At 45.0% G+C, this 12,054-nt stretch carries 15 protein-coding genes; 11 read left to right on the top strand and 4 right to left on the bottom strand.

The annotated features are described in order from the left end of the window. Nucleotides 1–2: 2 nt before the first annotated feature. Both FOC72_RS08610 and FOC72_RS08605 read right to left on the bottom strand, forming a co-directional pair. Nucleotides 3–233, bottom strand: coding sequence for a DNA-dependent RNA polymerase subunit epsilon (locus FOC72_RS08610; RefSeq protein ID WP_002896634.1), 231 nt, complete (start codon nt 231–233; stop codon nt 3–5). A 347-nt stretch (nt 234–580) separates the two neighbouring features. Next, a complete protein-coding gene (locus tag FOC72_RS08605) occupies nt 581–1,633 on the bottom strand; it encodes an SDR family oxidoreductase (protein WP_032914268.1) in 1,053 nt (350 codons plus the stop codon). A gap of 132 nt (nt 1,634–1,765) precedes the next feature. On the opposite strand from FOC72_RS08605, the gene FOC72_RS08600 reads away from it, so the two are divergent. The 8 genes from FOC72_RS08600 (at nt 1,766) to FOC72_RS08565 (ending at nt 7,122) form a co-directional block, all read left to right on the top strand. After that, nucleotides 1,766–2,230 carry a MarR family winged helix-turn-helix transcriptional regulator gene (locus FOC72_RS08600; protein ID WP_000225125.1) on the top strand — a complete coding sequence of 155 codons (465 nt, stop codon included), beginning with the start codon at nt 1,766–1,768 and terminating at the stop codon, nt 2,228–2,230. A gap of 9 nt (nt 2,231–2,239) precedes the next feature. Further along, the gene (tsaB, locus tag FOC72_RS08595; protein ID WP_002896632.1) at nt 2,240–2,926 is read left to right on the top strand and encodes a tRNA (adenosine(37)-N6)-threonylcarbamoyltransferase complex dimerization subunit type 1 TsaB; all 687 of its coding nucleotides are present in this window, start codon (nt 2,240–2,242) and stop codon (nt 2,924–2,926) included. After that, entirely contained in the window at nt 2,923–3,375 is a 453-nt protein-coding gene (rimI, locus tag FOC72_RS08590) for a ribosomal protein S18-alanine N-acetyltransferase (RefSeq protein WP_002896631.1), read from the top strand. The genes tsaB and rimI overlap by 4 nt, the downstream gene beginning before the upstream one ends. After that, nucleotides 3,365–4,375 carry a tRNA (adenosine(37)-N6)-threonylcarbamoyltransferase complex transferase subunit TsaD gene (tsaD, locus tag FOC72_RS08585; protein WP_002896630.1) on the top strand — a complete coding sequence of 337 codons (1,011 nt, stop codon included), beginning with the start codon at nt 3,365–3,367 and terminating at the stop codon, nt 4,373–4,375. Before rimI ends, tsaD begins: the two co-directional genes overlap by 11 nt. A gap of 9 nt (nt 4,376–4,384) precedes the next feature. After that, on the top strand, nt 4,385–5,080 hold the full coding sequence (locus FOC72_RS08580) for an AzlC family ABC transporter permease (RefSeq protein WP_002896629.1): 696 nt from the start codon (nt 4,385–4,387) through the stop codon (nt 5,078–5,080). Next, nucleotides 5,070–5,408: an AzlD domain-containing protein gene (locus FOC72_RS08575; RefSeq protein WP_002896628.1), complete on the top strand. Its 339-nt coding sequence runs from the start codon at nt 5,070–5,072 to the stop codon at nt 5,406–5,408. The genes FOC72_RS08580 and FOC72_RS08575 overlap by 11 nt, the downstream gene beginning before the upstream one ends. 122 nt (nt 5,409–5,530) lie before the next feature. Then, complete coding sequence (locus FOC72_RS08570; RefSeq protein ID WP_002896627.1) at nt 5,531–6,277, top strand: class I SAM-dependent methyltransferase; 747 nt, start codon at nt 5,531–5,533, stop codon at nt 6,275–6,277. Nucleotides 6,278–6,381: 104 nt separating this feature from the next. After that, on the top strand, nt 6,382–7,122 hold the full coding sequence (locus tag FOC72_RS08565; RefSeq protein WP_002896626.1) for a MerR family transcriptional regulator: 741 nt from the start codon (nt 6,382–6,384) through the stop codon (nt 7,120–7,122). A gap of 116 nt (nt 7,123–7,238) precedes the next feature. Here the strand turns inward: FOC72_RS08565 and aao are convergent, their stop codons facing one another. Next, a complete protein-coding gene (gene aao / locus FOC72_RS08560) occupies nt 7,239–8,414 on the bottom strand; it encodes an aminoacetone oxidase (protein WP_002896625.1) in 1,176 nt (391 codons plus the stop codon). Nucleotides 8,415–8,714: 300 nt separating this feature from the next. On the opposite strand from aao, the gene FOC72_RS08555 reads away from it, so the two are divergent. Beyond that, complete coding sequence (locus tag FOC72_RS08555) at nt 8,715–9,209, top strand: DUF536 domain-containing protein (RefSeq protein ID WP_002896624.1); 495 nt, start codon at nt 8,715–8,717, stop codon at nt 9,207–9,209. A gap of 90 nt (nt 9,210–9,299) precedes the next feature. Continuing rightward, entirely contained in the window at nt 9,300–11,054 is a 1,755-nt protein-coding gene (locus FOC72_RS08550) for a glycerophosphoryl diester phosphodiesterase membrane domain-containing protein (RefSeq protein WP_002896623.1), read from the top strand. A gap of 117 nt (nt 11,055–11,171) precedes the next feature. Here the strand turns inward: FOC72_RS08550 and FOC72_RS08545 are convergent, their stop codons facing one another. Continuing rightward, nucleotides 11,172–11,471, bottom strand: a complete 300-nt coding sequence (locus FOC72_RS08545; protein WP_032914267.1) for a YbaB/EbfC family nucleoid-associated protein — start codon at nt 11,469–11,471, stop codon at nt 11,172–11,174. A 169-nt stretch (nt 11,472–11,640) separates the two neighbouring features. On the opposite strand from FOC72_RS08545, the gene FOC72_RS08540 reads away from it, so the two are divergent. After that, nucleotides 11,641–12,054 (top strand): hypothetical protein, encoded by a 414-nt coding sequence (locus FOC72_RS08540; protein WP_002896620.1) that lies wholly within the window; start codon nt 11,641–11,643, stop codon nt 12,052–12,054.

The raw sequence follows: 12,054 nt of genomic DNA, 5'->3' as shown, positions 1-12,054 counted from the left end.
GGTTAGAACTCCGTCAATTCAAAAGTGCCTGACTCTTTTTCATATTCGAGGTGTTTGTCAGACAAGAGCTCGATAAATTCAATATTGTAAGGGGTATTTTCTTCGATGAGCTTACGAGCCTGAATGCGACCTTCCAACTCGCTGTCAGCTTGAATATCCAAATAGAGGGCGCGTGTCTTTTCACGGCGCGGACTGCGCTCTTTTGTTTCCTGATAAAAAACTTTGTAAATCATAAGATTCCTTTCTGTGATAAGGTCTAAAAAATAAAAGAAGGCAGGCGTTAGCGCATTTCTTCACATGATAAATTAAAAATGATAAATGGAAAGTGAGCGATTGCTGTGACTTCTGATAGGGCTTACTCAAATGAAGAGGCTAAAATGCTGTTTTAGCCTTGTATCTTATGGAAAAGTAAGAGTAATGAAATTGACCTGATGTTTAATTATTATTGTAATTATACCATAGAATGAGCTTAGGAAGCAAGTCGGGACGGTGAATTTCAGAGACGGTTTTTCAGCCAAAGCGGCTTGACAAAAAGAAAAATCAAGCGATGAACATTTGGTCACTTGATTTTGAGGGCTGCTTATTTGGCGAAATAGCCGTGCTTGCGGTACCAATCTACCACGTCAGCTAAGCTTTCTTCGAGAGGGCGATGCTGTCCGCCTAGCTCGCTCTCGGTTTTGGCAAAGCTAAAATTACTTTTGAGATATTCTTCGGCCATGAGATGAGCGAGCTCATTGGTAACCAAAATTGGTTTTTTGGTGAGCCGGTGGTAGAGCTCACTTGCTTGGGCATAGATTTTGACGAAAAGAGGGGAGATCTTGCGCTTGGGGGCGGGAACGCCAGTGATTTTTTCCAGTATTTGGTACAATTCTGTCATGGTCACTTGCCGTCCAACTGCCAGATAGCGCTCCTTTGAGCGTCCGTATTTCATGGCGCGGAGATGAATATCTGCTACATCTCTAGCATCCACCATATTATAGCTAGCCTTTAAGATACCTGGAAGTTTTTGCTCTACAAAATTGATAATCAGCTGCCCACTGGAGGTCGGACCGAGGTCTCTAGGACCCAACATTACACTCGGCAAGATAAAGCAACCGAAAACATCTGAATGCTTGTCCAAGAAATCACGAACGGCCTCTTCACTCAAAATCTTGCTGCGATAGTAATCAAAAGGAGTATCTTTTGAGCGAGACATGCTTTCATCGATTAGCTGATTGGCCTCACCTTCCAGTACGACACAGGAGGAAGTATGGACAAATTGGCGGATACCAGCCTCGTAAGCAGCTTCTAGGAGGTTATTTGTGCCTATAATATTAGTGTCGTAGAGCTCCTGCCAGTGCTTGCCGCCTTTATAATTATCGCGGAAAAAAGCAGCGGTATGAAAGAGGCTGTCGCAGCCTGCTAGATAGTCACGATAGCTTTCGGGCTCTAAAATATCCCCCTTGACAATCTGGATAGGCAGGTCGGCAAATTGTTTGCGCGCTTTTTCCTCGGAGCGAACGAGAGCGGTCACTTGAATGTTTTCTTTTAGCAGAGCACGCACGAGATTATTTCCTAAAAGACCGGTCGCACTAGTCACAAAAGCGTGGGTCATTGTTCTAGCTGGTTTTTGATTTGTAGGGTTTGGGGTCATCCGTTTTTCCTCCTTTTGCAAATAGATGATATATCATCTATTTGAGATTTTATATTTTTTAACTAAAATTGTCAACAATTTACCTAATCTAGTGTAAAATAGTATAGAAGTGATTTTTGAAAGGAGAGCAGCGTGGTAGCAGAAGGAATTCGATTTGGCTATTTGTTTAGAAGTGCAGAGAGCTTAGCGACGAGAGAATATGGGAAGTTGCTAGAGCCTTTGGGAATTACGCCCAATCAAAGCGAGGTCTTGCTCGTTTTGGGCGAACATGCTCCGCTGTCTCTCAAGGGCTTGGGGGAATCCCTGATTTGTGAGGAAAAAAGCCCTAGTCGCTTGGTGCAGGCTTTGATTAAAAAAGGCTTGGTCAAGAAGGAAATTTCTAGCAAGGACAAGCGCAGTTCTCGCTTGAGCTTGACTGCTGCTGGAGCGGATTTGCTGCCCAAGATTGCTGAGCAAGAAGCGATTTTTGGAAAACACTTGGCGCAGCAAGTGCCTAATTTGGAGGCTTTTAGCCAGATTTTAGAGGAATTTTTGGTAGATAGTTTCTACGAAGACAAATTAAAACGCCGCTCACTTTGGCGGCAAGAGGAAAAATAGAGGATAAGCATGAAGATTGCAGCTTTTGATACGTCAAGTAAGGCGCTGACGCTCGCGATTTTAGAGGACGAGACCTTGCTGGCGCAGATGACTTTAAATATAAAGAAAAACCATAGCATTACCCTTATGCCAGCTATCGATTTTCTGATGAATAGTCTGGATATGAAGCCAACAGATTTGGATCGTATCGTAGTTGCTCAGGGTCCGGGCAGCTACACAGGTCTGCGAATGGCGGTGGCGACAGCCAAGACTCTGGCTCATACCCTCAAGATTGAGCTGGTCGGTGTGTCTAGTTTGCTGGCTTTAGTCCCAGAGCAGGTGGAAGGTTTGGTCATTCCTGTCATGGATGCCCGCCGCAATAATGTCTATGCTGGCTTTTATCAGTCTGGTCAGTCTGTACGGCCGGAGGCTCATCTGCCATTGGCAGAGGTTTTGGAAATAGCTGGCGCTGCTAACCAGCCGGTCACCTTTGCCGGAGAGACAGCAGCTTTTGCGGAGCAAATTGAAGCTGCTCTTCCTCAGGCTGCCATTCAGCCGACCTTACTAGATGCGGCAGCTATTGGTCGTCTCGGTTTAGACCTGCCAGCCCAGTCCATTCATGATTTTATTCCTAACTACCTCAAACGGGTAGAGGCTGAGGAAAATTGGCTCAAAACACATCAGGAATCCAGTGATTCTTACATTCAGCGCCTATGATTACGATGAGAAAATGGAGCGATAGCTCAGATATGGACGCAGCAACTCTCGCAAAAGAGCTGGAACAGCTCTTACTTGCAGTCTATGAGGTCAGTCCTTGGACCGCAGGCCAAGTGGAAGAGGTTCTGCGCTCGGATGTGAACAGCTGTGCGCTGGCAGAAGATGAGAATCGGCTTGTTGCCTTTTTAGTCTGGCAGGAGACAGACTTTGAAGCAGAGGTTCTGCAGATTGCTGTATTGCCTAGCTATCAGGGACAGAAAATCGCGACAGCCTTGTTTGCCTTTTTGCCAGCAGACAAAGAAATTTTCCTCGAAGTGAGGGAGTCCAACAAGCCAGCTCTGCTATTTTACAAAAAAGAAAAATTTGAAGAAATCGCGCGGCGGAAGGCCTACTATCATGCGCCAGTGGAAGATGCGATTGTCATGAAAAGAGAGATCCATGAAAGATAGATATATTTTAGCTTTTGAGACGTCTTGTGACGAGACCAGTGTGGCGGTTCTGAAGAATGAGACTGAGCTTTTGAGCAATGTTATTGCCAGCCAGATTGAGAGCCACAAGCGTTTTGGTGGAGTGGTACCAGAAGTGGCCAGCCGCCATCATGTGGAGGTCATTACGGTTTGCATTGAGGAGGCCTTGGCAGAAGCAGGGATTAGCGAGGAGCAAGTCACAGCTGTGGCTGTTACCTACGGTCCAGGTCTGGTTGGGGCGCTTCTGGTCGGCTTGGCAGCGGCCAAGTCTTTTGCTTGGGCTCATGATATTCCCTTGATTCCGGTCAATCACATGGCTGGACACCTGATGGCAGCCCAGAGTGTGGAGCCCTTGGAATTTCCCTTGCTGGCTCTCTTGGTCAGTGGCGGCCATACCGAGCTGGTCTATGTTAGTCAGGCTGGTGACTATAAGATTGTGGGGGAAACTCGCGATGATGCGGTCGGTGAAGCCTATGATAAGGTCGGTCGAGTCATGGGGCTGACCTATCCAGCAGGCCGGGAGATTGATCTGCTGGCTCATGAGGGACAGGATATTTATGATTTTCCGCGGGCCATGATTAAGGAAGACAATCTGGAATTTTCTTTTTCCGGTCTCAAGTCGGCCTTTATCAACCTGCACCACAATGCCCAGCAAAAAGGAGAGGTCTTATCTAATCAAGACTTGTCAGCAAGCTTTCAGGCGGCGGTCATGGATATTCTCATGGCCAAGACTAAGAAAGCGCTGGAAAAATATCCAGTCAAGACTCTGGTCGTGGCGGGCGGTGTTGCGGCCAATCAAGGACTGAGAGAACGCTTGGCAGCTGAGATTCAGGATGTTAAGGTGATTATTCCACCGCTTCGCCTCTGCGGTGACAATGCTGGTATGATTGCCTATGCCAGTGTCAGTGAGTGGAACAAGGAGAATTTTGCCAGTTTGGACCTGAATGCTAAGCCAAGTCTGGCTTTTGAAACCATGGAGTAAAGGAGAAGAATGCGCGGACAGACATTTAAACAAGGGGCACAAGCGGCGGTGCCAACGGCTCTGGGCTATATTGGGATTGGTCTAGCCTGCGGCATCATGGCATCGCCTTATATGAATCCCTTGGAGATGGGGTTGATGAGTGTTCTGGTTTATGCCGGCAGTGCCCAGTTTGCTATGATTGGTTTATTTGCCCAGCAGGCGCCGGTTTTGGCCATCGCACTGACTGTTTTTCTCATCAATATCCGGCATCTTTTGCTCTGTCTGCATGCATCAACTCTTTTTCGTAAGTCTAGCTTAGCTCAGAACATTGTCATTGGCTCTTTTTTGACGGATGAATCTTATGGGGTCTTGATGGGAGAGCAGGTGCATACAGAAGAGATTGCGGCTAGCTGGATGATGGGTAACAATTTCATGAGTTATACTTCTTGGATTTTGGGTACTATTTTAGGAACTGCCCTCGGCGCCCTTCTGCCCAATCCTGAGAGCTTTGGCCTAGACTTTGCCCTAGTCGCCATGTTTATTGGCATTTTTTCTTCTCAGTTTACAATCATGCTGCGACGGGTCAAGATAAAGAAGCTCTTTTTCGTCTTGGGCGTGGTGGGCCTTGCCTACTTAGTCCTAACTATGCTACTTCAAAATTCGCTAGCGGTGCTTTTTGCAACCTTGCTAGGCTGTACGGTGGGGGTGATCTTGGATGATAAGTAAGTATATTTTGCTGGCCATTCTTTTGTCAGCTCTAGTCACTTGGATTCCGCGGGTTTTACCCTTTATCCTAGTCAAGTACAAGGGGCTTCCGCCTATGGTGGAGCGTTTCCTCAAATATCTGCCAGTTTCCATAATCTTTGCCCTTATCCTATCCAGTGTCACCAATGCTAAAACAGGTCAGCTGCCGAGTTTTAAATGGCTGGATTTAATGGCCGTTTTTCCGACTAGCTATGTGGCTTTTAAGTATAAGAACTTAATTGCAACTGTTGTATTTGGCGTGGTTTTGGTAGCCTTGCTGCGCTATCTGGCGGGATTTCTTGGCTTGTAAAGAGATACAAGACAGATTGAATCGGTCGATTCGGTCTGTTTTTTTGCTGAATTCTAAGAATTATCTGAAAATATAATATTTTATGCTATAATGGAAGCAATCAAAATTATGGAGGTTCGGAAATGGCAGAAGCAGGTCATAAATTTTTAGCAAAATTAGGAAAGAAACGCCTTCGTCCCGGTGGTAAGCTGGCAACCGACTGGCTGATTGAGCAGGGGCAGTTTTCCAGCGATAAGAAAGTTCTAGAGGTTGCCTGCAATATGGGGACCACAACAATCGAGCTAGCTAAAACATATGGCTGCCAGATTACTGCAGTTGATTTGGATAAGGCTGCGCTGGCTCAGGCTAAGCTTAATAGAGACAAGGCTGGTGTTGGTGAGCTCGTCACATTTGAGCAGGCTAATGCCATGAAGCTGCCTTATGATGACAATTCTTTTGATATTGTTATCAATGAAGCCATGCTGACCATGCAGACGGATAAGGGGAAGGCCAAATGTATGGATGAGTACTACCGGGTGCTGAAGCCAGGTGGAGTGCTCCTCACCCACGACGTCATGCTCAAGCAAAAAGATGAGAATGTCCGAGAAGAGCTATCTAGTGCGATTAATGTCAATGTGGGGCCTCTAACCGAGGGATCTTGGATTCAGCTAGCACGTTCTCACGCTTTTGACCGTGTGGACACCTTTGTTGGCGAAATGACCTTGATGAGCTTTCGAGGGATGATATATGACGAAGGGCTGGGTGGCACACTGAAAATCTGCTTCAATGCCCTTAAAAAAGAGAACTACGGCCAGTTTATGAAGATGTTTAAGATGTTCCAAAAGAATCAAGAAAAACTGGGCTTTATTGCTATGGTTTCTCGTAAATAAATGCTAGCCGCTTTGGGAACTTTAAAGAGGTTTAAAAAATTTCTAAAAAACTTGACACTCCCCTTAGGTCATGGTATATACTAGTTAAGCAAGGAGGCAATTACATGTACCACATCAAAGAAGCGGCACAACTGTCAGGTGTCTCTGTCAAAACCCTGCATCATTACGACAAAATCGGACTATTAGTTCCTGCCAAATCAGAAAATGGCTATCGGACATACAGCCAAGCTGATTTAGAGAGGTTGCAGGTCATCCTTTACTATAAGTATCTGGGTTTTTCTTTGGAGAAAATAGCAGAGCTGCTGAGTCAGGATGAACAGGCCTTATTGCCGCATCTGGTTAGGCAGTTAGAGTATTTGCAGCAGGAAAGAGATCGCTTGGATACCTTGATTTCCACCTTACAAAAAACCATCCAAGATGAAAAGGGAGAAAGAAAAATGACAATGAAAGAAAAATTCGCAGGTTTTACCTATGAAGACAATCACAAATATCATCAAGAAGCTGTCGAAGAATACGGTCAAGAAGTCATGTCAGAAGCATTGGCTCGTCAAAATGGACGGGAAGAAGAATCTGCCGCAGCTTTCAATCAAGTTTTTCAAAGTCTGGCAGAGAATATGCAGCAAGGCTTGCCGATTGAAGCAGCAGAAAATCAGGAGCAGGCAGTGCGTCTCTTACAAGCCATTCGCACTTACGGTTTTGACTGCTCGCTGCAAGTCTTTGCCCACATCGGTCAGGGCTATGTCCACAATCCAGAATTCAAGAAGAATATCGATCAATTTGGACCGGGCACTGCCCAGTATACAGCAGATGTGATTGCAGTTTACGTTCGGACAAATGCGGAATAAAAACTGGTGAGAATGTGCACTGTACCCCAAAAGTTAGATTTTTCTGTCTAACTTTTTGAGGTCAGTACAATGTTCTTCGACCAGTTTTTTTCAATTGCTTTAAAATATTTTCCCTATCACTCATAATGCAAGCTTCCTGCCACCCAGCCGGTGCAGAGGGCAGATGTGATGTTGAAGCCGCCCGTGTGGGCATTGATGTCTAGGACCTCTCCAGCGAAGTGGAGGCCGGGAACCAGTTTGCTTTCCAGAGTTTTGGGATTAATTTCTTTGAGGCTGACGCCGCCTTTGGTTACAAAGGATTTGGCCAGAGACATTTTGCCAGTGACAGGGATTGCTAGTTCCTTGATTTGCTGGATGAGAGCCTCTTTTTCACTGAGACTGAGATGTTTGACTTTCTCGGGAAAGGGGTGGGCAAAAAAGTCTGCCATTCGCTCGGGCAGGAGAATTTTCAGGCAGTTCTTCAGGGATTTTTCCCGATGTTCTTCTAAAAAATCCGCCAGAGCCTGCTGACTCATCTGTGGCAAAAGGTCCATATAGATGGTTTCACCGCCCTTGACAAAGCTAGACAAGCGCAGGGCTGCCGGACCTGATAGGCCAAAGTGGGTAAAGAGCAAGTCGTGGGTGATGACATGCTTGCCATAGCTGAGGGTCACATCGTCCAGCGAAATCCCCTGAAGCGCTTTGTGAGGAAAGTCAGTCAGAAGAGGACTTTCAGCAGCTTCCAGGTCAGTCACCGTGTGCTTGAAGTGTCGGGCAATATCGTGTCCAAAACCTGTCGAGCCTGTTGAAGGGTAGGACTTGCCGCCAGTCGTCACAATCAATTTCTGGCAGGTCCAAGTCTGGCCGCTGGATCTGACAGAAAAAAGGCTATCGGATTTTTTGACGGAGACAATTTCAGTATTGGTGATGACAGTGCCACCCAGCTCTGCAATTTTCTTTTCCAAAGCTTCGATGATGGTGCGGGACTTGTCTGTCGCAGGGAAAACACGGTCGTGGTCTTCGACCTTGAGTTTGACGCCGTTCTCTGTAAAGAAGTTGATGATATCATGGTTGTCAAACTGGGAAAAAACGCTGTAAAGAAAGCGTCCGTTACCAGGAATACCAGCCAGGAGGTCATCCAAATCTCCATTATTGGTCACATTGCAGCGACCGCCACCTGTACCAGCTAATTTCTTACCCAGTCGTTTATTTTTCTCGATAAGCAAGGTTTTCTGTGCGTAGAAAGAACTGGAAATGGCAGCCATCATGCCAGCCGGTCCTCCTCCGATGATGATTGTGTCGAAATGGTTCATTGGTGGTTTCCTTTCGTAGAGAGTGGTTTCTATCAGTTAGTCAGAAATCTTGTGCTTCCTTGGTGAGCAGGATTTGCTATCTTGCAGTTCCTCTTGGAAGGCTGTAGCTGAACATCTCTAGGTTTCTAAATTCATTATATTTTTTTATTTCTCTTACTAGACTAATCTGTCTCATTGTATCACAAAAAGGGGCTAAAAAGATAGGAGTCAGGCTCAAAAAATATTGTGAAATTTGACAGTTAAGGCTTGATATGATAAGATTTAGGTATCTACAAACTAGAAAAAGTTTTTGAGGAAATTATGGCAATTGAAAAGACAGTCAGCGAGTTAGCCGAGATTCTTGGAGTTAGCCGTCAGGCGATTAACAATCGTGTCAAGGCACTGCCGCCAGAAGATACGGAAAAGAATGAAAAAGGAGTCACGGTGGTGACCCGCAGCGGCTTGATTAAGCTGGAAGAGATTTATAAGAAAACTATTTTTGAAGATGAACCTGTTAGCGAAGATGTGAAGCAACGCGAGCTGATGGAAATCTTGGTGGATGAAAAAAATGCTGAGATTGTGCGTCTCTATGAGCAGCTTAAGGCCAAGGACAGCCAGCTAGCTAAGAAAGATGAGCAGTTGCGCATCAAGGATGTCCAGATTGCTGAAAAGGACAAGCAGTTGGACCAGCAGCAGCAGCTGACGGCTAAGGCTATGAATGAGCGTGAAACCTTGCTGTTGGAGTTGGATGAAGCCAAGGAAAAGGTGCAGGAACAGGAAAGCAAGGGCTTTTGGGCACGTTTATTTGGAAAATAAAAATAAGGTTGGGACATCTGTCTCAACCTTGTTTTAAATAAGAATCGCTTTTTAGCAAGTTTTGTATTGTTCACAACATAAAGGAGGAAAATGAAATCACAAAGACTGGGACTTTTACGTCTCTATCGTAATCTTGATAAAATTTTGTTGCTCTTTTTCACAGTCTTTATGCTCATGGAGCTGGCCTGGGTGCCTTTCAATTCCTTTGCAGCAGAGACTCTGCTCAAGCAGACAGGCTACCTCTTCTTATCTTATACAAATGCCCTGAAGGTTCTGACTTCAAATGTCTGGGTTGGCTTAGCCTTTCTAGCGCTTTTTGCGGTCAATCTCTTTGTCGCTTATTTTCAGATTGGACTGATATTTATGGGGCTCCGCAATCTTCTGGACGAGGAAGAACGAAGCGCCTTTCAGTTTATCAAGAAAAGTTTCAAAGACAGCGGCTCGCTGATTCGCTACGCCCGACCCAGCAAGGTCCTCTTCATTGCACTGTATATGGGTTTTATCTTTCCCTTTCTGCGGCAAATTCTCAAAATCTACTACTTGAATAAAATTCTGATTCCAGAATTTATCGTGACCTATCTCAAGACGGCCTTATGGATGAAATTATCAATCTATGCTTTAGGTTTTCTGCTTTTTTTGATAGCTGTCCGCCTGATGTTTGCCCTGCCCAAGCTCTTTTTTGAGCATTTCCGCCTACGAGATGCGATTAGGTATAGTTTGGAGAAGACCAAGGGGCACTTGATTCGCTATACTTGGCAGCTCTTTTGGATACTGGCCAAGAGCTTTCTCTTCTTTCTTTTAAGCAGCATTCCGATTTTAGTGTTGCAGCAGTATGCGGATGGCCAGTCCAATCAGATAGCCTTGACAGCAGCAGTTGTCAATTACTGCCTCATCAAGCTGGCTTATTACTTTATGGTAGCCTACTTTCTGATTAAGTTTGTGGCTTTTCTGACAGACAGCAAGCTGTCTGAGTACCGCTACAGGAAAGGTCTGCCTCTCATGCGCTGGTTTATCCTTTTGGTCACTAGCTCTGTCTTTGCCCTTGAAGGCTTTGCCTATCTCAATCTGCCCTTGGAAAACGTCCCTCTGACCATCTCTCACCGCGGAGTTTCGCAGGGAAATGGTGTCCAGAATACGGTTGAGTCGCTAGAGAAAACCGCCCTGCTCAAGCCAGATTATATCGAAATGGATGTTCAGGAGACCAAGGATGGCCAGTTTGTCATGATGCACGATGCCAATCTAAAAGCCTTGGCTGGTGTTGATGCCAGACCGCAAGAGCTGACTCTGCAAGAGCTGACGGCTTTAGATATTTCAGAAAATGGACACACTGCCAAAATTTCCAGCTTTGATGCTTATCTCAAACGAGCCAATCAAATGGGCCAGAGACTCTTGATAGAAATCAAGACCAGCAGCTTGGACTCAGACGATATGATGGACCGTTTTCTGAGTCAATACGGAGCCAATATCAAGGTTTATGGCCACCAGATTCAGTCTTTGGACTATCAGGTTATTGACAAGACAGTCCAGTATGATAAGAGCATACCGACTTTCTTTATCCTGCCCTACAATACTATTTTCCCACGGACACAGGCTTCCGGCTATACGATGGAGTATTCGACTCTCGATGAAAACTTTGTCGATAAGCTATGGACGACGGATAAGAAGCTTTATGACTGGACCATCAATGATGCAGACAGCATCGGCAAATCCTTCCGCTTGGGTGTTGATGGCATGATAACTGATGATTTAGAGCTGGTTCAGAGCTCCATCAAGGAGCTGCAAAACAAACCCGACTATGCCCTGCTTTTGATGAGCAAGGCAGCGGATTTGCTTAATTTTGTGTAGTGGACTGGTGAGGGAACGACTATAAATCAAAAAAGACTGAAGAAATCTCAGTCTTTTTTGCTGGTTCGAGTATTGCTTGACTTATGTTTAGTCAAGAGGTAAGGTTATTTATCTTGCTTAAAAAGGCAATTTGCCTGCGAAAGCACCCATTTTCTTCTGAGTAGCATCATCAATCTGAGCCAGCGCGTGATTCAGGGCCTGCCCAGTCATCTCTGACAGAGTTTCCAAATCTTCAGGATCCACAACTGCTGGATTGAAGTCAATGCTGACTACCTTTTTATCGCCTGTCAGCTTAGCAACGACTAAGTCTTGAGCTGATTTGCCGGTAAATTCTGTTGCAGCTAGTTCTGCCTGTCCTTTTTCCATTTGTTTTTGAAGCTTTTGTGCTTGCTTCATCATGCTTTGCATGTTCATCATAAGATTTTCTTTCCTTTCTCTCGCAAGGGCTAAGCCCTTGGTAATCTTCACTCTTCAAATTATATCATTTTTTGGAAAAGTGGCAAGAAGAACATTTCTAAGAGGTTTGACAAAAATTTGTCATTTATAGTAGAATGGTCATGAATCTATATACCAAGGAGAAGACAACTTGAAAAACAAGAAGATAAAAGCTTTGCTGTTAGTAGTGCTCTCATCCCTCTTCATCCTAATTGGCTGCAGTGGCAGTCCCAAAATTCAGGGAAAATGGAATGTACAGGATGCTAGCGGTGAACAAAAGACCATTGAAATAAAAGACAAGACCATTATTGTCAACGAAGAAGAGTATGAGTATACTCAAAATGCAGTTGGTTTTAAGAATGGAGTGAGTTATTACGGCCTGACTCGGAAAGATAATGGCGGAACATTTTCTATCGTCTTTCCTGAGAAAGATAAAAACATTGCTATTATGCTAATTCCTGACTCAGACGATGACTATCTCACAGGCAGTATGCTCTTTGCTATGAACCGCAAGGAAAAGCCAGATTATAAAAAATATGCAGAGGAATATCTCAATCTACAATAA

The organism is Streptococcus sanguinis (genome assembly GCF_013343115.1).
GTDB classification, from domain to species: domain Bacteria; phylum Bacillota; class Bacilli; order Lactobacillales; family Streptococcaceae; genus Streptococcus; species Streptococcus sanguinis_H.
The sequence above is the reverse complement of the archived record's forward strand: the minus strand, read 5'-3'. Positions and strand labels throughout refer to the sequence as shown.